The organism is Clostridium putrefaciens, from assembly GCF_900461105.1.
Classification (GTDB): Bacteria; Bacillota; Clostridia; order Clostridiales; family Clostridiaceae; genus Clostridium_L; species Clostridium_L putrefaciens.
Genome location: NZ_UFWZ01000001.1, coordinates 2,274,753 through 2,296,771 on the forward strand (window position 1 = coordinate 2,274,753; position 22,019 = coordinate 2,296,771).

General features: G+C 29.6%; 24 protein-coding genes. 3 read left to right on the top strand and 21 right to left on the bottom strand.

All coding sequences use genetic code 11. From position 1 onward, the window contains the following. Nucleotide 1 precedes the first annotated feature (1 nt). The 21 genes from DY168_RS10165 to DY168_RS10265 form a co-directional block, all read right to left on the bottom strand. Nucleotides 2–328: a ribosomal-processing cysteine protease Prp gene (locus tag DY168_RS10165; RefSeq protein WP_115641646.1), complete on the bottom strand. Its 327-nt coding sequence runs from the start codon at nt 326–328 to the stop codon at nt 2–4. 2 nt (nt 329–330) lie between these two features. Beyond that, nucleotides 331–645 (bottom strand): 50S ribosomal protein L21, encoded by a 315-nt coding sequence (gene rplU / locus DY168_RS10170; protein WP_115641647.1) that lies wholly within the window; start codon nt 643–645, stop codon nt 331–333. Nucleotides 646–779: 134 nt separating this feature from the next. After that, complete coding sequence (locus DY168_RS10175; protein WP_115641648.1) at nt 780–2,222, bottom strand: Rne/Rng family ribonuclease; 1,443 nt, start codon at nt 2,220–2,222, stop codon at nt 780–782. A gap of 23 nt (nt 2,223–2,245) precedes the next feature. Beyond that, the gene (locus tag DY168_RS10180; protein ID WP_115642474.1) at nt 2,246–2,950 is read right to left on the bottom strand and encodes a TIGR03936 family radical SAM-associated protein; all 705 of its coding nucleotides are present in this window, start codon (nt 2,948–2,950) and stop codon (nt 2,246–2,248) included. Next, complete coding sequence (locus DY168_RS10185; RefSeq protein WP_115641649.1) at nt 2,934–4,787, bottom strand: TIGR03960 family B12-binding radical SAM protein; 1,854 nt, start codon at nt 4,785–4,787, stop codon at nt 2,934–2,936. Before DY168_RS10185 ends, DY168_RS10180 begins: the two co-directional genes overlap by 17 nt. A gap of 85 nt (nt 4,788–4,872) precedes the next feature. Next, nucleotides 4,873–5,730 (bottom strand): M50 family metallopeptidase, encoded by an 858-nt coding sequence (locus DY168_RS10190; protein WP_115641650.1) that lies wholly within the window; start codon nt 5,728–5,730, stop codon nt 4,873–4,875. A gap of 15 nt (nt 5,731–5,745) precedes the next feature. Next, nucleotides 5,746–6,579 (bottom strand): M23 family metallopeptidase, encoded by an 834-nt coding sequence (locus DY168_RS10195; RefSeq protein WP_115641651.1) that lies wholly within the window; start codon nt 6,577–6,579, stop codon nt 5,746–5,748. A gap of 188 nt (nt 6,580–6,767) precedes the next feature. Further along, entirely contained in the window at nt 6,768–7,145 is a 378-nt protein-coding gene (gene mgsA, locus DY168_RS10200) for a methylglyoxal synthase (RefSeq protein WP_115641652.1), read from the bottom strand. Nucleotides 7,146–7,293: 148 nt separating this feature from the next. Continuing rightward, on the bottom strand, nt 7,294–8,418 hold the full coding sequence (rodA, locus tag DY168_RS10205) for a rod shape-determining protein RodA (RefSeq protein WP_115641653.1): 1,125 nt from the start codon (nt 8,416–8,418) through the stop codon (nt 7,294–7,296). Nucleotides 8,419–8,502: 84 nt separating this feature from the next. Continuing rightward, nucleotides 8,503–8,772, bottom strand: a complete 270-nt coding sequence (minE, locus tag DY168_RS10210) for a cell division topological specificity factor MinE (RefSeq protein ID WP_115641654.1) — start codon at nt 8,770–8,772, stop codon at nt 8,503–8,505. A 12-nt stretch (nt 8,773–8,784) separates the two neighbouring features. After that, nucleotides 8,785–9,582 (bottom strand): septum site-determining protein MinD, encoded by a 798-nt coding sequence (gene minD / locus DY168_RS10215; protein ID WP_115641655.1) that lies wholly within the window; start codon nt 9,580–9,582, stop codon nt 8,785–8,787. 55 nt (nt 9,583–9,637) lie between these two features. Then, nucleotides 9,638–10,270, bottom strand: a complete 633-nt coding sequence (gene minC, locus DY168_RS10220) for a septum site-determining protein MinC (RefSeq protein WP_115641656.1) — start codon at nt 10,268–10,270, stop codon at nt 9,638–9,640. A gap of 213 nt (nt 10,271–10,483) precedes the next feature. Next, complete coding sequence (locus tag DY168_RS10225) at nt 10,484–13,318, bottom strand: penicillin-binding transpeptidase domain-containing protein (protein WP_172556320.1); 2,835 nt, start codon at nt 13,316–13,318, stop codon at nt 10,484–10,486. Between the two features lie 17 nt (nt 13,319–13,335). Beyond that, a complete protein-coding gene (gene mreD, locus DY168_RS10230; protein ID WP_115641658.1) occupies nt 13,336–13,824 on the bottom strand; it encodes a rod shape-determining protein MreD in 489 nt (162 codons plus the stop codon). Between the two features lie 11 nt (nt 13,825–13,835). Next, nucleotides 13,836–14,684 carry a rod shape-determining protein MreC gene (gene mreC / locus DY168_RS10235; protein ID WP_115641659.1) on the bottom strand — a complete coding sequence of 283 codons (849 nt, stop codon included), beginning with the start codon at nt 14,682–14,684 and terminating at the stop codon, nt 13,836–13,838. A 6-nt stretch (nt 14,685–14,690) separates the two neighbouring features. Next, complete coding sequence (locus tag DY168_RS10240) at nt 14,691–15,698, bottom strand: rod shape-determining protein (protein ID WP_115641660.1); 1,008 nt, start codon at nt 15,696–15,698, stop codon at nt 14,691–14,693. A 19-nt stretch (nt 15,699–15,717) separates the two neighbouring features. Next, complete coding sequence (radC, locus tag DY168_RS10245) at nt 15,718–16,404, bottom strand: RadC family protein (RefSeq protein WP_115641661.1); 687 nt, start codon at nt 16,402–16,404, stop codon at nt 15,718–15,720. 69 nt (nt 16,405–16,473) lie between these two features. Then, nucleotides 16,474–17,043 (bottom strand): Maf-like protein, encoded by a 570-nt coding sequence (locus DY168_RS10250; RefSeq protein WP_115641662.1) that lies wholly within the window; start codon nt 17,041–17,043, stop codon nt 16,474–16,476. A gap of 19 nt (nt 17,044–17,062) precedes the next feature. Then, entirely contained in the window at nt 17,063–17,326 is a 264-nt protein-coding gene (locus DY168_RS10255) for a DUF4321 domain-containing protein (RefSeq protein WP_242984111.1), read from the bottom strand. A 177-nt stretch (nt 17,327–17,503) separates the two neighbouring features. Continuing rightward, nucleotides 17,504–18,208 (bottom strand): SPOR domain-containing protein, encoded by a 705-nt coding sequence (locus tag DY168_RS10260; RefSeq protein ID WP_172556321.1) that lies wholly within the window; start codon nt 18,206–18,208, stop codon nt 17,504–17,506. Between the two features lie 120 nt (nt 18,209–18,328). Further along, on the bottom strand, nt 18,329–18,859 hold the full coding sequence (locus DY168_RS10265; protein ID WP_115641664.1) for a GNAT family N-acetyltransferase: 531 nt from the start codon (nt 18,857–18,859) through the stop codon (nt 18,329–18,331). Nucleotides 18,860–19,140: 281 nt separating this feature from the next. Here DY168_RS10265 and DY168_RS10270 point away from each other — a divergent pair, with 281 nt between their 5' ends. The 3 genes from DY168_RS10270 to DY168_RS10280 are packed head-to-tail and all read left to right on the top strand — an operon-like array spanning nt 19,141 to nt 21,971. After that, the gene (locus DY168_RS10270) at nt 19,141–20,538 is read left to right on the top strand and encodes a M17 family metallopeptidase (protein WP_115641665.1); all 1,398 of its coding nucleotides are present in this window, start codon (nt 19,141–19,143) and stop codon (nt 20,536–20,538) included. A gap of 9 nt (nt 20,539–20,547) precedes the next feature. Further along, entirely contained in the window at nt 20,548–21,210 is a 663-nt protein-coding gene (locus DY168_RS10275) for an ABC transporter ATP-binding protein (protein WP_242984172.1), read from the top strand. Next, nucleotides 21,207–21,971 (top strand): ABC transporter permease, encoded by a 765-nt coding sequence (locus DY168_RS10280; protein ID WP_115641666.1) that lies wholly within the window; start codon nt 21,207–21,209, stop codon nt 21,969–21,971. Before DY168_RS10275 ends, DY168_RS10280 begins: the two co-directional genes overlap by 4 nt. The last annotated feature ends 48 nt before the right edge of the window (nt 21,972–22,019 follow it).

The following is a 22,019-nucleotide window of genomic DNA, read 5'->3' on the forward strand; positions in this document are numbered from 1 at the left end:
ATTACACCTCCTCTATTTGTATGGTTATATATTTTACGTAACTTACACTTATACTCTTCAAACTTTTAAAAAAGGTTTTTAAAAGAACTTGGCTCTTTTCTATATCTTGTATAGAATTGTCCTTTAAAGACATATGTAAAAACCCATCTTTTATATCATAATCTGATTTTATATACAAAACTTCTTCAAGACCTATCACAACTGATTGTGATAGTGCTGAAATAGCTGCGCAGACTATATCTTCACCTTTATCTGCATAATCTGAATGACCTTCTATTTTAAAAGCAATGAAATTATCATCTCTTTTTTGAAATAGTATGTTGGTCATAATTATGCTTCAATCTTTTCTATTGCTATTTTAGTATATGGTTGTCTGTGTCCTTGTTTCTTTCTATAGTCTTTTTTAGCTTTAAACTTAAAAACTACTATTTTCTTAGCTTTTCCTTGTGCTACAACTTTAGCAACAACTTTAGCTCCTTCAACAACAGGACTTCCTACAACTAACTTTCCTTCAGCATTTGTAACTGCAAGAATATCTGTTAATTCTATTGTGGAATCTACTTCAGCTTCTATCTTTTCAACAAAAAGAACATCTCCTTCTTGAACTCTATACTGCTTTCCACCTGTTTTTAAAACTGCGTACATAAATACACCTCCTCGATCCAGTCTCGCCATCTCAGGTACAAAAATAAATTTTTGATTTAAACCTTATGTGTGCGGTCTACCTTGCTATTCTATCATAAGTATATTTATTTGTAAATATGTTTTTTTGATATTTACTATATTATTACCTTATATTCTTTTACGTCTTCAATCTTTTCATTAAATATAAGTGCCTCTACCTTAAAGTATTCTACATCATCTACAAACTTTAGATAAATTTCTTTACCTAGTTCATTAAATGTCTCAATAAATTTAGCCATATCTTTTGTAATTTCAAGCTCATATCTATTATTTATTTCTATATATATGTTATTTATTTTGCTTTCTGCATCTACCTTTAGTATATCATTTTTTATTAAAAGACTTATATATGAAAGTTTTAGTAGTGATCCCTTACCGTTACATTCACTACAAGGTTCTTGTATATATTCATATATACTCTTTCCTCTTCTCATCCTAGCAATTTGAACAAGCCCAAGCTCTGTGAAAGGATATATCATAGTCTTATTTTTATCCTGTTTAAACCCATCTTCTAGAGCCCTTAATACCTTTATCTTATCTTCATCATATTTCATATCAATAAAATCAATTAATATTATTCCACTTAAATTTCTAAGCCTTACTTGCCTTGCTATTTCTACTGCGGCCTCATGATTTGTCATATATGCTGTTTTTTCCATGGTTTTATTGCTTACGTTCTTACCAGAGTTTACGTCTATTACGTTCATAGCCTCGGTTTTCTCTATAACTATACATCCTCCGCAATTTAGTGGTACTGTATAGTTTCTAAGGGCTAATATTTCTTTTTCTATTTCATAATAATCAAAAATATTTCTATGGCCTTCATAGTTAAATATATCTACACTTATATCTGGCTTTCCATCTACATAACCTTTTATAACATCATAATCAGAAGGATTATCTACTATAATTGATGCAGTATCACCATTTATACTATCTCTTAATATCTTATATATTATGCTACTTTCTCCATATAACTTTTTAGGCTTTAATGTATAGTTAAAGGTAGTGTATATCTTTTTATAACTTTCATAAAGTTTTTGAATTTCTTTATTTATAGTATCTACATCTACAAATTGGGCATTAGTTCTAATTACTACAGCTATATCATCTAAACCTTGTATATTATTTTGTATATTTTCTTTGAACTTCTCATCTTTAATCTTTTTAGAAAAGCTTATACCTTTATTTAAATTATTTATAACTGTATATCTACCTGGCAATGATATAAATCCATTTACCTTTGCACCTTTGTCTCCAATTTCCTCTTTTGCAACCTCTATTAATATATCCTGACCTTTTTTTAAGCTCTTATTCTTTTCTCTAGGATTTATGTACATATAAGCATTTTTATTATATCCAATATCGATGAATGCGCACTTAATTGCAGGTACAATGTTTTTTATAGTGCCCTTGTAAATTTCCCCTGGCAGTGGTTCAAATCTCTCTTCTTCTATAAAACATTCTTTTAATATATTATCTTCTTTTATTGCTATCCTAAGTAAATTCTCTCGTCTTTCTATGAATATATCTCTCATTAAATCCCCTTCTTTACAGTGTGTTAATCCATGTATTTGTACAAAGGAACTATTTTTTCATCTTTGTATGCAAACATCTCTTCTCTTTTTATATCTATAAAGGCTTCTGTATTAACATTTTTAATATTACTCTTTATGTAGGTTGCTAAAAGTTCAGGTGATAGATGTTCTCTACTTCCAGAGTTTATTCTAGTCTTAATTATAAGCTTATCCTCTAATACCCAGAATTTAAAATCTTTTATCATAGATTTTAAATCTACTTCCCTCTCACCTTTTTTACTCTTTTTTGTAGTAGTCCACTCTGGCTTCTCTAAAAGCTCTTTAAGTTCATCTTCTACCTTATCTATTTTATTAAATCTTATCTTTATAGTATAGTCTGATAAATCTACAAGTGCCATAGCCTGTGGTACTCTTTTAACATTTTCTATTTGAGGAACCTTTGATATTTCTAATATTTCTATTCCTTTTGGACAATTAGAATTTAATCTATTCTTCAATTCTTCACAGTCTAATTCTTCCCTAAGTCCCATATCCATATACTCACCACTAGAATAAGTTCCTACTGACAAAGGTTGTGCTATAGATAAATCTTGGTGCGGATTAAAGCCTCTAGAGTAATCTATAGGAAGGTCCGCCCTTTTAATTATTCTTTGAATTGTTCTCATAAGATCAAGGTGTGAAATAAACTTTATTTCACCTTCCTTTGTAAATTTAATTAGATAACGCACCTTCAAAGCACTTCCCTTCTTTAAAATTAACATTTACCCCACAACCCGTACACTTAAGTCTACAATTTGGTGTAAGTTCTGTGTTTTTAGCCTTTTCATTTTCTTCTATTAAGTAAGATTTGTTTACCCCAATATCGATGAAATCCCAAGGTAATACCTCATCATAATTTCTATCTCTATATGCATAAAACTCACCTAATACGCCACATTCTTTCAACGCTTCTTGCCATCTATCAAAACTAAAGTATTCAGACCATCCATCAAATTTCGAACCCATTTCAAAGGATTTAATTAACACATCACAAATTCTTCTATCACCTCTTGCAAATATAGCCTCCATATAAGACACTAAGGATTCATGATAATTATAAACCACTGCTTTACTAGTTATAGCATACTTTACGGCTTTAATCTTTTCTACCACATCTTCCATCTTGCTTTGAGGAGCCCACTGGAAAGGTGTAAAAGGTTTTGGTACAAATATTGAAGTACTTGAAGTAACTCTAAGCCCTTTTTTCCTTACATCTTTAGGCACCAAAAAGTATTGAGCTGCAACCTTATCTGATAACTTTGCAATATCTTGTACATCCTCTATAGTTTCATAAGGTAGACCTATCATAAAGTATAACTTAATAGCAGACCACCCTGCTTCAAATGCACTTCTTGTGGCTTCTAGAACCTTCTTTTCAGTAACCCCTTTATTTATTACATCCCTCATCCTTTGGGATCCGGCCTCAGGGGCAAATGTAAGCCCAGTTTTTCTTACCTTTTGGATTTCTTTAATTAAATCTACAGAAAAAGAGTCTATCCTTATAGATGGAAGTGAAACTGAAACATTTTGCTCTTTATACTTTTCTATAACACTAAATATTAAATTTTGTATATCTGAGTAATCGCATATACTTAAAGAACTTAACGAAACTTCACTATAACCTGTAGCTTTTAACAAAGCATCTATATCCTTTAAAAGCGTTTCTGTAGACTTTTCTCTAACTGGTCTATAAATCATACCAGCCTGGCAAAATCTACATCCATTAGTACATCCCCTAAAAGTCTCAACTATAACTCTATCATGAACTATTTCAGTATAAGGAACTATGATTTCTTTTGGATAACTAACCTTATCATAGTTTGTTATAAATCTTTTCTTAATACTTGAAGGTACATCTTCATACTTTGGTTTAAATTCTTTTATAGTATTATCTTCGTTATAGGTAACATCATATAAGGAAGGTACGTATACCCCCCTTATCTTTGATATCTCTCTTAAGAATCCTTTTTTATTTCCTTTTCCTTTATACTTTTTATAAACATCTAAAACCTCATTCATTATCTCTTCGCCTTCTCCAATTTCAAAGAAGTCTACTATATCATAAAGAGGCTCTGGATTATAAGCACAGGGTCCACCAGCCATAATTATAGGCTCATCTTCACCTCTTTTGGATGCTCTTATTGTTATATTGGACATATTAAGCATATTTAAAATGTTTGTATAACTCATTTCATATTGAAGAGTAAATCCAAGCATGTGAAATTCACTTAAAGAATCCTTTGTTTCTAATGCGTATAACGGGATATTATTTTCCCTCATAAGCCCTTCCATATCAGGCCATGGTGCGTAGGCCCTCTCACAGTAAGTATCTTCTCTCTCATTTAGTACATGATAAAGTATTCTGCTACCAAGGTGTGACATACCAACCTCATAGACATCAGGAAAACAAAAAGCAAATCTTATATCTATGTTTTCTTTGTCCTTATAAACAGAATTAAGTTCTCCGCCAATATATCTAGCAGGTTTTTCTACTCTATATAAAATATCATCTGTAATTCTTTTCATTTAGTTAACTCCTTTTTCATAAGATTTTATAATTTTATCATATGTAAGCTTTATTATACAAGTACTTTGGACTCACCTTAGATTATTATAATTTATTACTGTTCCTAATAATTATATACTCATCTAAGGTTATATTTCCATAGCCTTTTAGTCCCTCTATGATTTCTTGCTCATAAACTATGTCTATAACTTTCATATCATCCTCTAAAACTAGAAACGTATAGTATTTATTTTTATCAATTAGGCTTAAGGTTTCTAAAAGCGTGTACTTATAACTTATAGATAAAGACTTATTTTCTATACATCGATTTTTTAAAAATTTAATCTTTTTCTTCATTATATCACCTATTATAATATAAACAATTCTCCCTTTTTCTTTATATGATATATTTATTATAAAAAAAGACAAGAGTCCAAGACTTATATTTAATGTATTATTAAATATCGAAAAAATAAAACAGCTAAAAATTAGAATTCCTGTAATCATGCTAGTATTAACTTTAATTTTATGAGCTCTTTTACAAGTATACTTTCTTTGAAGATATAGATTGAGCAGCCTCGAACCATCAAGAGGTAAAGCTGGCAATAAGTTAAAGCTTCCTAGAACTAAATTAGTTTTCATTGAAATTTCAAATATATCAAAATGATAATTTTTATATATAAAATAAAATATAACAGACATTATTATATTTGCAGCAGGACCTGCTATAACTATAGCTACCTCTTTCGCAAAACTAATATCTTTAAATTCATCTCCAGTCATAGAAAATCCTATAGGTGTAATTTTAATCTCTACCTTTTTAACTCCTACTAATTTAGCCATTAATGCATGGCTAAATTCATGTATAAATACCCAAAACAAGGAAATGAAGAAGCTTTTATGGAAGCCTACCATAAACATAATTAATATGTATGGAATAAAATACTTGCTGATTTTTATCATGTAAGCCCTCGTCTTTTAATTTTTAAACAATTCTTTATCAAAATACCTCAAAGGATCTTTGTATTGCCCCATATAAGAAAATTCAAAATGGAGGTGTGGAGCTGTGGATTTTCCTGTATTTCCACTTTGACCTATGATATCCCCCTTTTCTAATACTTGATCTTTTTCTAAGTTATATTCCTTTAAATGAGCATACTTGCTTTCAATACCATCTCCATGATCAATAGCTACATATTTACCATAAGATTCATCCTCCCCTAGTTCCTTAACCCTTCCTTTATATATAGTTTTAATCTCGGTGCCTTCTTTACAGTCTATATCTATACCTGTATGATTTTTCTTTTCTCCTGTAAATGGATCTTTTCTAATACTAAACCCAGAGGTTATTTCTCCCTTTAAAGGTACTTCAAACTCTTCTTTAATCTTATCTTTTATATTTTCTTTTTTGAAAAGTTTTGACATTATATCTTCACTTTTATCTTCTATTTCCTCTTTTAGTTCCTTTATGTCTATACCTTTTAAATAACTAATTTTAGTTTTGTAATCAAAATCAGTAGATACCATTTCTTTAGAGTATGCATAAACAGCTTTTGAATTTGGAGTTTGTATTAATTTACAGGTTAAAACAAATACAAATAAAAAGGCTGTACCTAAAAGGTCCCTTATGATTCTTTTTATAAAATATTCTCCGCTAAATAAAGCTATCCCATCGCTATCTTCTTTATATTTATTGTCATAGCCATTATATCCACTATATTTATTACCATAGCCATTATAAATTGGAGTATCCTTTCTCTTTTTTGAGATCTTTTCATAATAGCTTTCATACTGAGAATTATAATTACTCATAAAAACACTCCTTATCTTTTTCATCTATATATTTATATTTATAAAAAGATAGTTTAATGATATAAATATGATTAATAAGAAATAATTATTAAAATATAAATATATAATGAGTATGTACGTGTTTTTTCTTAATTAAAAAGAGCATTACATCATATTAAATATGTTGTAATGCCCTTTTTAATTACTCTTTATATATCTACTCTGTTTTTTAAAGCTTTAATCATTACCTCGGCTGTGCCAAGATTAGTTGCCACAGGAATACAATGCACATCGCATAGTCTTAAAAGCCCAGTTACATCTGGTTCATGTGGTTGTGATGTTAGAGGATCTCTAAAGAAAATAACTAAATCCATATTGCCTTCAGCAATTTTAGCTCCTACTTGTTGATCTCCTCCTAAAGGTCCTGATAAAAACCGATGAACTTTTAAATTTAAGATTTCATTTATAAGTCTTCCCGTAGTACCTGTTGCATAAAGCTCATGCTCTCTAAATACGTCTTTATACCTTTTTATAAAATCTATAATATCATCTTTCATTTTATCATGAGCAATAAGTGCTATTTTCATAATATTCCTCCTGTATTTGTATTTTATCCCATTTAAAAACTTATTATATTTCTTTACTTATATCATATATATTACTAATGTCCATTTAAAATAACATTTATACTATAATACTTAGATATAATCTTTAGATATAATACCTAGGTACAATTTAAAAGTTTATTTTCTTTCTTCTCATACCTATATTTAATATTAAACCTATAGCAATATAATTAGTTAATACAGAGCTTCCACCATAGCTCATAAGAGGAAGCGTTATTCCTGTAATAGGCATTATACCCACTGTCATACCTATGTTTTGGAGTATAGAAAACAAAAATACTGATACTACCCCTACACAAATTACAGATCCAAATATATCCTTTGAGGTTCTAGCTATATTAATAGCTCTATAAATTATTATTGCATATAAAAATAGTAGCAATATCGCACCAACAAATCCCCATTGCTCGCCAAGAGCTGCAAATATAAAATCCGTATGAGCTTCTGGTACAAACTGTGAAACATAGCTAGTTGAGCCAGTTTTAAGGCCCATACCTGTACCAACAATACCTCCAGATCCTATACCTATTTTAGATCTAGTGGCCTGTAGACCTGCTCCAAGCGCATCTGATTCAGGACTTAAAAATGAAATTAGTCTTCTTTTCCAATAAGCTTTCATAAGCTTAGAATTCCAAAGTATAGCTATAGATGATGCAATTCCCATAATACCGCCTAATATTACTTTTATATTTAAACCCATGGTAAAAAATATACCAAGTACAATGAAAAAGCAAACCATAGCCATACCCATATCTGGCTGAACCACAATAAGCAGCATAGGAATTAATGCATAAAAGCATAACGTAAAAAAGTTCTTAACATCATTTATATTGCCATCCATTTCATCTAACTTTTTAGCTAGCATCATTATCATACCAAGCTTTGCAAATTCAGCAGGTTGAATAGCTCTATTTCCAAGTGATATCCAACCTTGTGCTCCATTTACAGTACTTCCGATTATTCTAGTTAATAAAAGCATAGACACAGATCCCCAATAAATGATTGATGTAAATTTTTTTATTATGGTATAGTCTACTAATAATATTATGTAAGTCGTTACAAGCCCGAGTACCAGCCATATAAGTTGAAGTTTTAGATAATAGATACCTACCTTCCCTCTTGTAACTGTATATATGTTTAAGGCTCCATATAATAATACTACTATAGATCCTATTAAAATCCCAAAATCTAATTCCTTTATATATCTATAATCTAATTTTAATTTTTTTAGCATAATGTACCTCCACAATAATGAATTATGCCTTAGTATAACATAATTTCATATTTAATTGCAGACCCTCTAAAGTTTTTAGTTTATTTACCTTTGCTTTAATTTCTTTATTGGTATATTTGCAATTAATGCAGGATAATTCCCTTCAGATTCTGATGTTCTAGTAAGTTCCATCTCAATATCTGCTGAATCTATCTCTACATACTTATTTATAACTTCTAGAATCTCACTTTTTATCATATCTAAAAGTTGAGGTGAAAGATCTCCTCTATCATGAATTAGAATAAGTTTTAACCTATCCTTTGCAACATCTTTTGAAGACGGTTTATTTAAAAACGCCTTTGAAAAAAACTCCATAATATAATCCTCCTAATTTTTTTTAAAAAGATTCTTTAGTGTATTTAAAAAGCCTGACTGTTCTACACCTAAATTTAATAGTGGAACTTCTTCTCCAGTTATTCTCTTTGCTATATTTATAAAGGCTTTTCCTGAAATAGCTTTTTCATCAAGAACTATAGGTTCACCCTTATTTGTAGATATTGTTATACTTCTATCATCAGGAACTACCCCTAGTAACTTTACCGATAAGGTCTCTACTATATCATTTACATCAAGCATATCACCACTCTTTGTCATTTCATAATTTAATCTATTAATTATTATATGGTGTTTTTCAATACCTTTTGAATCAAGTTTACCAATAACCCTATCTGCATCCCTTACTGAAGTTATTTCAGGATTAACTATTATTATAGCTCTATCTGCTCCTATAATTGCATTTTCAAATCCTTGCTCTATACCAGCTGGGCTATCTATTATTACATAATCAAATTCTTCTTTTAATTCATTTACAAGACTTAGCATTTGACCTGGTTTAATATCTCCTTTATCTCTAGTTTGAGCAGTTGGAAGTAAAAATAGATTTGGAAACCTCTTGTCTTTTATAAGAGCTTGTTTTAATCTACATCTATCCTCAAAAATATCCAATATGGTAAAAACAATTCTATTTTCTAATCCCATTAAAACATCAAGATTCCTAAGACCTGTATCACCATCAATTGCCACTACCTTCTTACCCATAGCCGCTAATGCTGTTCCTATATTCGCTGTGGTAGTAGTTTTTCCTACCCCACCTTTTCCTGAAGTTATTACTATAGCTTCTCCCATATTCCAAGACCTCCAATGTATATATTATTTTTTTATATGAATACTTTACTTGTAATTATATGTATTTATTTATAACGTATGGTTCTACTATTATTGAGCCGTCTCTTATCCTAGCCACTTCTGGATACTCTGGTTTAATTGTATCTTCTGGCGCCCTTGTAATTACACTAGCTATCTGAAGTATTTCGGGTTGAAGGTTAAATGCCACTATTATAGCCCTTTCATTTCCTGTTACTCCTGCTCTTACTTGTCCTTTTAAACTTCCAACAACTATGACGTTTCCATCTGCATAAACCTCAGATCCAGAATTTACGTCTCCTATTATAACTATATTTCCTGAGTATCTAATAACTTGTCCACTTCTTACAGTTTTCCTAATAAACTTAGTTCTTCCTTCATATACTCCTGAAAAAACCTTATTAACCTTTTCCTCTTTTTCTTCCAAAATACAATCTTTTATAAGTACCTCTTCAAAAAGAACTTCTTTTAGCCTTTTAGCTTGTTTTTCATTTATAAGTTTTATATCTGTTGTAATCTTAAGTGTACATCCTTTATAAAACTTTTTTCCCTTGGATAATTTTTCGATTAAGCAATCTAACATATCATCGAAATCCTTAAAATTATCCATATTTATTATAGCATTTAACCCCTCTTTATTACCCTTTATGACTATGTTATCTATGTTCATATAAGCCCTCCAATAGACCTTATAACATTATTATGTACTATTTCCACATAAGTTAGCTAAACTCCTTCTCATTTCCAATAAAATATTTTAAAACTATTAGTTTAATAAATTTATTAAAAAAAAGAGGATAAATAGACTTTTATCTTAAATATTACAAGTCCTTATCCTCAATTACAATAATAACTATTAAATTTTAAGATAAGAAAAATATAATTACTTTTCTTCATCCAATTCTAATAAGGATTTTGATTCTTTTAATGTGTAATCGTACATAAATGTATAGCTTGGTCTTTCTGCTAATATTCTATCTCTAAAGTATTCTTCATAAACAGCTTTTACTACATCTGCTCCATAATATCCATGACCACCATCATATACAATTACGGTTACGGCTATTTCCGGTTTATCAAATGGAGCAAATCCTACATAAACTCCGTAAGCTGAACGGCCAACCTTTTCTTGTTCTCCGTTAGCTCTATAAGTTGCAGTACCAGTTTTACCTCCAGTAATTATTGGAAAGTCTCTAAATACAGATGTAGCTGTTCCAGTTTCATCAACTTTTCTCATACCCTCTTTTATTGCATCAACTGTACTTTGTTTAAGATTTAACTCTTCTGTTACTTGTGGCTTAGTTTCTTCTAAAATCTTGCCGTCACTATCCGTAATTTTATCTATAAGTGTTGTTTTATACCTAGTTCCTCCATTTACTAATGTTGCAACAGCATTATTAAGTTGAAGAGGTGTAAAAGAGTTCATCCCTTGACCTATAGATGCATTAATTACTTCTGCTCCTGTTGTAAGTTCTCCTCTTTTATCATAATATATAAAAGATGTTATGGATATAACCATAGCCTCTATATCTGTATCTTTATATTGATCTTTTTCTTCTTGTGGAAGTTTTGAAATATAATTTTTTATTGCTTTTGTCATTTCTGGTTTAAACTTTGACATAAGAGAAGTAACTTCTGCTAGTTTATAATCTTTAAGAAGTTCTTCTTTAACTAATGTTTTTATAACTGCCTTTGATTCTGCCACATCTTTTGTATCTTCATCATTTTTCCTTATAGGTAGTGGTTTAAATACATTTCCTCTTGATGATCTTCCACTTTCTAATATCTCAACTAAGGGCTCTGCTGAAAGAGATGATACTAAGTTTTTAAAAGATTCATAGTTATAAACCTGACCTCTAGTGTCTTCTGCTATTTCTATACCTGTTGTAGATTTTGTTTTACTTTTAGGGTCTTTTCCAAGTCCAAACTTCCAAGAATATTCTGCAAGACCGTCTAACCCAAATTCTTTATATATTCTATATCCAATCTCATAAAAGTAATAGTTACAGGATACAGCTAATGCTTCTTGTAAATCTATATTTCCGTGAGATCCACGTCGCTCAGAATATATCTCACAGGCCCCAGTATAATTTTTAAGATCTTCATGTTTGTTAAATATTCCCTGATCTAGTATTTTCGTATTAACATCTATTACTCCAGACTCAAGTCCTGCAGCTGCAGTAAAAGGTTTGTATGTAGATCCCGGTGGTACAGCTCCCATCGTGGCATAATTATATGTAGCCTTAGGATATATATCATAAGGATCGTTCCGTCTTTTGTCCTTAGGGTTTTTTTTATCTACTAGTGGAAATAACTGATCTAATGTCATGCTAAGACCTCTATCTTTAATATATTGATTACCGAATTCCTCAAGGTTTGGAGCAAAATACTTTTTAACTATTTCAGGACTCATTCTCCCAGGTATAGCCATATCATTAGGATTAAATCCAGGATTACTTACCATCGCTAAAATCTTACCATTATTAACATCTTGAACTATAACAGCTGCTCTTGTAGCATTAGCTGTGTTAAGACCATATTCACGGTGCATATTAGCTCTTAAAAATTTCATTTTATCTTCTAATGCTTGTTCTGCAACATTTTGTAGATTTTTATCAAGACTTAGTTGGATGTTATGCCCTGGAACAGATTCTAATTTAAATAATTCATCTGTTTTTCTACCATAATTATTAACCTTAACCGTATTTCCACCTTTAGATCCTTTAAGCCTATCTTCAAATGCAGATTCTATGCCAGATTTACCAATTAAATCTGTGGATATATCATATCCTCTTTCCTCGTATTTTTCCTTTTGTCCTCCATCTATTGACCCAACATATCCTATTACAGACGAAGCAAATTCTCCATAAGGATAAAAGCGTATAGGCTCAACTCCAACATCAACTCCTGGAAGTTGACTTAGTTTTTGTAAAAACACAAAAGATGAATCTTTTTTTATATTTGTAGCTAAAGTTATAGGTTTAAATCCTGAAAACTTTTGCATCTTAATAGCATCTTTTATTACCATATACTTTCTTATAATTTCAATAGGATACTTTTGTATAATTAGTTCTGTTATCTCTTTACCAGACTTTTCTTTTAATAGAACCTTTTCTTCTTCTTTGGTATATCCTAAAAGCTTATATATCTCGTAGTCTTTATCCTTTACTAAATCATAGAACATTTCATCTGGAGTAACATTTAGAAGTTCATTATCTATTTGTTTAGTCTGTTCTATTGTAAGTTCATTTTTTTGATTTGGATATAACCTTTTTTGTACATTAAAGTCAAACCCTCTATCTTTTTTAAATCTCATCTCTAGTGCCCTTATTGTTTCTTCATCACTAGTATTAAATTCAAGTCTAAAAGGTTCAACCTTTAAAGCAAATGTATCTTGAAGCTTTTCTTCCTTTTCATCTAACATTGTAAAAACACTAGACATAGTTTGAAAAAAGGCCTTTTTACTTTCTTCTGTTTCCATAAAAGTCAATACATAACTTTGAACACTTGTTGCAAGTTTTGTACCATCATTTGAAAGAATATGCCCTCTTGGTGCAGATTCTGACAATAACCTAACAGATTGATTATTAGCTTGTTCTTTATTATCTTCATATTTTATAATTTGCAAATAAGCAAGTCTAGATAAAAGACCTGAAAATATAATTATCATTACCATGGTTAAAGATGTGTATCTATTCATTTGTTTTTTACTTTTCATATAATCACCCATCTTTTTCAAAAATCTTTATAGTTTTTCATATAGGGCTTTGCACTAAAACTATATATCTTATTATAAACAAACGTAGTAATAATCATGTTATATAACGCTACAAAAGGTATGTTAAAATAATTTATCTTTATATTTAAAATAAACAAAATTACAAATATAATACCACCCTTTAATATAGATAACATAAAAATAGATATAATCGGTGCAAGTGACTTCTCTTTAAATATATTTTCACCAATTTTAGCAGCTATCAAACATATGCACATATTAGAAAGAGCATTTATTCCAAAACCATTGAAAAAATATATATCTTGCAATAAGCCAGCAAAAACTCCAATTAAAATAGCCTCATAATATCCATTAATTATAGAATAACTTAATGCAAAAATTATAAGTAGACTTGGGTATACTCCATTAACCTCCAAAAATGGCATAAATGTATTATCTATGATAAAAAGAAGTAAACTTATAAGTATTAATATGACTCTTTTCATACAATCACCACTTAATATTTTATATTGTTGTTTTCATTACTAGTTGGTACTACTAAGTATAATTCTTCTAATTTGTTAAAGTCTACATAAGGTTCAATAATAGCAGTCTTACCCATTTTAGCTTTATCTTCTTTAATAGAAAGTACTACGCCTATTTTTATTTCCTTTGGATAACTGTCTCCTGATGCTGATGTAAGTATAACATCCCCTTCTTTGATTTCAGAGTTTGCATCAATATATTCTAGCCTTGCAACTGCCTTGTTATTATCTCTATAGCCTTTAACCACACCTGTAGTGTCCCTAGTGCTTTCAACTAATGCCCCTACTGCAACATTTTCACTTGTAATTGGTTGTATTGTAGACCAACTGTTAGTAACATCGGTAACTTGACCCACAAGTCCTTTAGGATCTATAGCCACCATTCCTACCTTAACTCCATGTTTTAAGCCTTTATCAATAGTAAAGCTCTCTAGTATACTTCCTCCAGCTTTATTTATTATATTAGCACCAATATAATTGTACTCATCCCTTTGACTTTTAAAATCTAACATTTCCCTTAACCTTTGATTTTCATTTTTTAGAGAGTCGTATTCAATTGATTTAGATGAAAGTTCACTGTTTTTCTTTTTTAGCTCTGTATTTTCACTTTTAACATCTGAAAAATTAAAAATAAAATTCAAAAACCCTTTAACATTATCATTTATACTATAAAATACTTTTTGGACTGGATTTAAAGTAACTCCTACCGCACTGCTTACTTTATCTTTTCCCTGTTTTTTTGATGTATAGCCTATTATAACTAAAAATGTAACTGACAGCACTATTACAGTTACTGCCAGTTTGTTTTTAAAAAACTTCATTTATTATCACCTTTTACTTATTTTATCGAAATTATCTAAAGCTTTTCCTGCTCCTAAGGCCACACAATCTAGTGGTGATTCTGATATGTGAACAGGGATATGAGTTTCTTTGCTTATAAGTTCATCTATGCCTCTAAGTAAAGCTCCGCCACCTGTAAGCATTATACCTTTATCCATTATATCTGCTGCAAGTTCTGGTGGTGTTTTTTCTAGTGTAGTTTTAATAGACTCTATTATTAAAGCAATAGGCTCTCTTAGTGCCTCTCTTATTTGTTCTTCTGATATCTCTATGGTCTTTGGAAGTCCTGTCATTATATCCCTTCCCTTAATGTCCATCTTTCTTTCTTCTTCTTCATCTTTAAATGCTGAACCAAGTTCCATTTTAATATTTTCAGAAGTCCTCTCACCTATAGTAAGGTTATGTCCCTTCTTTATGTAACTAACAATGGCATGGTCTAGTTCATCTCCAGCAACCCTTAATGACTTGCTTGTTACAATACCACCTAAAGATATTATGGCAATCTCTGTGGTACCTCCTCCGATGTCTACTATCATGCTTCCTGTTGGTTCATCAACCGGAAGTCCGGCTCCTATAGCCGCTGCCATAGGTTCTTCCATAAGTAGAACTTCTCTAGCTCCTGCTTGCTTTGTAGCTTCTTCAATAGCTCTTCTTTCAACCTCTGTAACCCCTGATGGAAAGCATACTATTATTCTTGGGCTAGTAAACGATGATTTTGATGTTACCTTTTCTATAAATGTCTTTAGCATTGTTTGAGTTATATCAAAATCTGCAATAACCCCATCTTTCATAGGTCTTATAGCAGTTATATTTCCAGGTGTTCTACCTATCATTTGTTTTGCCTCAGCGCCTACAGCTAAAGTCTTTTTAGTAGTAGTATTTATAGCTACTACAGAAGGTTCTCTAAGTAATATCCCCTTCCCTTTTACATATACTAAAGTATTAGCTGTACCTAAGTCTATTCCCATATCCTTGTTGTTCCCAAATAGTCCCATTGTTGTTCTCCCTTCAAATCTATATTATTCCCTTTTCCTTTAAACTAAGATAATTCTCTTTACCAATTATTATATGATCTAACAAATCAATGCCTAATATCTTCCCACATTCTTTTAATCTTTTGGTTATATTGATGTCTTCTATACTAGGAGTAACATCTCCTGAAGGATGGTTATGGCACACAATAATAGCAGCACTACTTTTTTTAATAGCATAAGAAAACACCTCTCTTGGATGAACTATAGAAGAATTTAAACTGCCTATAGATACTGTATCTACACCTATTACTATATTTTTAGTGTTAAGATATATTACCTTTAAAATCTCTTTATTTAAACTCCCCATATCTCTCATTAATAAGTCTGCTACATCCTTTGGAGTCTTTATCTTATATTCCTTGCCAGAACCGTAACTGTGAAATCTTTTAGATAACTCAACTAAGGCTAGAATTTGTGATGCCTTCGCTTCTTTTATTCCACTTATACTCATTAAGTCTTCTGATGAGCTATTTAATATTCCTTGAACACCATCACACTCTTTAATTACTCTACTTGAGAGTTGAAGTACATTTTCTTTAGATGTTCCTGTTCTTAATATTATAGCTAAAAGCTCTGAGTTTGAAAGACTAATAGCCCCATATCTTAAAAGTCTTTCTTGAGGTCTCTCATTCTTTGGTAAATCCATGATTTTTAGACTATCTTTCATAAAGATTCTCCTTAAACTAGATTTACCCCATCCCCTGAATAAAATATACAAATTATAAGAGCTAATTTTTTAGATTATGGCCTGCTTTAGCATATAATTTAGTTTATTTATAGGAAGTCCTACTATATTATAATAGCAGCCTTTTATTCCCTCAACAAATAAGCCACCATAACCTTGTATTCCATAAGCACCCGCTTTATCAAAGGGCTCACCTGTTTTTATGTATGCTCTTATGTCATCTTTTGTAATATTTGAAAACTTCACTTCAGTACAAACACTTTCTTCGAAAATCTTGTTATCACTTTTTCGTATAAGTGTTACGCCAGAATAAACATTATGGATACCTCCACTTAATTTTTCTAACATATTAAAAGCTTCATTTTCATCCTTAGGTTTTCCCAAAACTTCACCATTAAAAGCTACAATAGTATCACATCCTATTATTATAGCATCATCTATACAATTGTTAGCTACAGATGTGGCCTTTCCTCTAGATAAAGATTTTACATACTCTTCAAAGTTTCCTTTGAATTCTATACTACCCTCATCAAAATCACTTACTGTGATTTTAAAATCTTTTATAATTCTCTTTAAAAGTTCATGCCTTCTTTCTGAAGCAGATGCTAAAATTATATTCAAATAAACACTTCCTATCAGTTTAGTACCTTCTATATAGTATTATAGCCAATATTACACCAACTATAGACATAATATTTAAATTAAAATTCATACCAAAAGTAATCTCCACAATTTTCAAGTTTAAATGTATCGGGTTTGTCAATCCAATATTATATACGATTTTAAAAATCTCAAGTGACTTTAAATTATTTGAAATAAATTCCCCTAGAAAATTCCCTAAAATCCCTCCAATAAATATAACAAGTATAAATAATCCCCTACTTTTCTTTACACTTTTCAACATTATTCACCACCCATTTATACATACTATATAGTTTATCATTTATAAATTTCTTAAACAAGTAGCTTTATATTATTTTAGAAAAAATTAATATCTTTTTTATACTTTTAATTTAAAACCAACTAAATAAAGTAGCTTTTACAGTAAAAAGCTACTTTATTGTTATTTCAAAACACATATTTACTTATTTTGTATAAGTTTTTTATGGTATATATATATATATTCATAATACTTATTTAACTCTTCTTTTTTTATTTCATCTGGCAATTCTAAAGTGAATTTTTTTATTTCTTCTAAAAGCTCATTTTGCCTTCCTTTTGTTTTAGTAGACTCTAATTCACTTGTCCATTTCTTTATTTCTTCTGTCTTAATAGACATAACTTCTTTTTCCCTTAATTTAGAAAACACTTTAATATTTGCACTTATTATTTCAGCTATTTCATTGCTTTCATTATTACTTTTATCTATATCTAAAAGTATCCTTGCAATATCAAGTCCTTTTCCCTTTATATCCTTTACGATATTGGTAGCTTCCTCTTCTTCAAATATACCTATTATCACCCTTTGCTTACCCTCATCTTCTATTATAAAAGATTCATATCCAAGTTCTGATAGCTTCTTTTTGTTTTCTGTAGCATTTTCTACTTTACTGAAAACTCCTGTTTGAACTAAATAAAAGTTTAACGTACCATTTTCAGCCTTTTTATTTTTATTTATTATATTTACTTCATTAGAATCTCTTTTTAAGTTTGATTTATCTTTTATTAATAATTTTGATATTACACTTCCGAAAGCTAATGATAATACAAACACTCCACAAATAAAAAACAATATAAAATAATTTAAAGGTTTCTTCTTTTTATAATTATATCTTGTGTATTTCATCTTTTCCTCCTTTATAATAATGCTACTATAATAAATACTATTTATAAAAGAAGACATTTATTCTAAAAGTCATGAAAATATAATTTATATAATACTTTTAAAATGTTGTTTTGATTTTCCTCAATGTTTTTTTAAGATAATCATATCTTTTGTTTTGTCACCCCTTTCAAAAAAATCTTTAACTACTCTCATTTGCTTAAATCCTAAGCTCTCCCAAAACCTTATTCCATCATAATTATCTTTTACTGTAACTGAGCAAATTTCATCTATATTCATTTTTTCTTTACTGTATTCTATTAACTTAGTAATTATTTTAGTTCCAATACCTTTATTTCTATACTTTTCATCTATTAAAAAGTACCATATTACAAATTGATTTATATCTTTAAATTCAAATCTTCCCTTAAAGATACCTATTATCTTTTTATCTTTAGTTATTTTTAAGAAAATTTCATTTTCGCTTATATAATATTCTAAAAATCTTTCTAACATTTCTTCAAAAGTTATGCCTTTATTATCAAAATCCTTATCCATATCCTTTTGAGAATTTAGCCATTGTCTAACATCTATCAAGTTTTCTTTATTAATATCGCTTATAACAAAATCATCTATAGCATTTTTAAAATTAAACATACATCTTGCTGATAACATTTATACACCATATACACATGTTTCAATGTAGATTCTGCTAAATATTATGCAACAATTCACCTCCTTAAAATATCTATAATGATGTTAATTCTACAAAAGTATAAAATTACCTTTATATAGATTTTATATAAAGACTTTTATATAAATATAATTTAAATTACTTAATCTTAAAATTCCTTACTCATATCTTCATTTTTATTTAATATAATATGGCACAACATTTTTATTTGTAAATTTAATATGTTATTATAGTAGGTAATATTAATAAGGGGTGTGAGACTATGATTGAAATTAGTAACAGTAAAAGATATTCTAATATTTTAATATTTAAATTTCAAAACTACGATCTAAATTATCCTGAAGATATAAAACAAATATTAAGCTTTTCAAAAAATAGTGGTACTTATAAGGAAACCGAATGTATAAATACACTTGGAAAGTGTAGCTATGATAATATTTATATAGTAGGTCTTGGACTTACTGAGGAATATAATAATTCAAAGCTTTTCAATGGACTAGGTAACTTTATTTTAAACTTTAAAAACAAAATTAAAAACATAGATATATTAGATAACTTCACTGAAGATGTAGGATATACCTTAGGTGAATCCATTGCATTATCTCTTTATAAATATGAAGGTATAAAATCTAAAAAGGACCCTATTAAATTATCTAATATTAATTTAATTTCAGATTTTGAATCTTCAATAACTAAGGGGTATGAGGTTGGTACTTCAATTAATCTTTCAAGAAACCTTTCTAATATGCCTTCTAATATTGTTACGCCTAAATATTTGGTGACAACTTCTCAAAGCATAGCAAAAAAGCATAACCTTGATATACAAATAATAGATAAGTTTAAGTTAGAACAAATGGGAATGGGTGGCATACTTTCAGTAGCTAAAGGAAGTACAAATGACCCAAGTCTTATAGTTATGCAATATTTAGGTGACAAAGATAGCAAAGATATATTTGCTATTGTAGGTAAAGGTGTGACCTTCGATGCCGGTGGCATAACCCTAAAGCCTGGTAAGGGAATGGAGAAGATGATTTATGATATGGTAGGAGGTTCTATAGCCATTGGACTTATGGATGCCATAGGAAAGATTAAACCAAATAAAAACATTATGGCTTTAATACCCGTTGTTGAAAATATGCCTTCTAGTAAATCTTTTAAGCCTGGGGATGTTATAACAACCTATAGCGGAAAAACTGTAGAGATAATATCTACTGATGCCGAAGGAAGAATGGTGCTTTGTGATGCTATAACTTATGCTAAGGAATTAGGAGCAAATTTTATAATTGATGTTGCAACACTTACAGGTTCTTGTGCTAATTTTTTAGGAGACACAAATTTAGGTCTTTTTACAAATTCTAACGAACTAGCTTTTACACTTACAAAGTCAGGAAGAGAAGTAGATGAAAATCTCTGGAGATTCCCCAGTAATGAAGAGTACTTACATCAGCTAAAAACCCCTAATGCTGACATAAAAAATAGTGGAACAAATTGTGGTGCTATTGTAGCTAGCAAGTTCTTAGAGTACTTTGCTGAAGATGTAGCCTTTGCTCACATAGATATAGCTGGGTTTATGTCTAATACTAAAACTACAGGTGCCTATGATAAGGGTTCTACTTGTATTCCTTTTAGAACCTTGTTAAACTTTTTGACTAAAGAATAATAGGGGTTGATTAATTTGCTTACTATGAAAAATGTAACTTATAAGGATAAGGATAAAAATAATATAATAATAGATAACTTTAGTATAAATGTGGATAAGAATGATTACATGTCAATAGTAGGGCCTTCTGGTAGTGGAAAGAGCACTATTTTAAAGTTATTTAGTCACCTTATATCTCAAACCTCAGGTAGTATTGAATTTAAAGGTAAAGATTACTTAGACTATTCTCCCTATGAATTAAGGAAACAAATAACTTATTGTTTCCAAAATCCTATACTTTTCGGAGATACCGTAATGGATAATTTAAAATTTCCTTACATCACACGAAAGAAAACTCTAGATAAATATAGAATCAAATACTTTCTAAAATTATTTGATCTTCCATATTCAATATTAGATAAGGATATTCATAAACTTTCCGGTGGAGAAAAGCAAAGAATAGCACTTATTAGAGGAATCTTATTTAAGCCAGAAGTTCTACTTTTAGATGAGGTAACCTCTGCCTTAGATGAAGAAAATACAAAAATAGTTGAGTCTGTTGTAAATAAACTAAACTCAGAAGGAATGACTATACTTTGGGTAACACATAATATGGAACAAAGTATAAAGTATGCTAATAAACTTCTTTCCATTGAAAACGGAAAATTAAAAAGTTTAGAGGTGGTAAGATGAATGCAGAAAACACATTAAATATCTACTCGCTTTTAATAGCTTCTTCTTTAGTAATTGTGTCTATATTTATATCACATTCGCAAAAACTTAAATTAGAAAAAGAAATAATGATAGGTGTTATAAGAGCTGTAATTCAATTAACATTGGTAGGTTATGTTTTAAACTATGTATTTGGCCTTAAAAGCTATGCTTTCACAACTTTATTAATGTTATTTATGATATTTAATGCATCTATGAATGCTAGAAAAAGAGGCAGTAACATCCACAACGTCTTGCTTATTTCTTTAGTTTCAATAGGAGCTGGTACTATTATAACCTTAGGTGTTTTAGTATTATCTAAATCTATAAAATATGAGCCTTACTCTGTAATCCCTGTATCAGGAATGGTTATAGGTAATGCCATGGTAGCTATCGGTCTTTGTTATAAACAATTAAATATTAACTTTAAAAATTATAGAGATGAAATTGAAACTAAACTATCACTAGGTGCAGAAATATTGCCTTCCTCTATGAATATTATAAGGGATGCTATGAAAACAGGTATGATACCAACTATAGATTCTACTAAAACTCTTGGAATAGTTTCGCTTCCTGGTATGATGACTGGTCTTATACTAGCTGGAACGCCTCCAATTGAAGCTATAAAGTTTCAAATAATGGTTACATTTATGCTACTTGCAACAACTTCAATTTCTGCATTTTTAGCTTGTTTTATGTCCTACAGATCATTTTTTAATAAACGAAAACAATTATCTCTATAAAAAAAGTACTGTCTTTTATTTTTAAAGACAGTACTTTTTGCTTTTAAT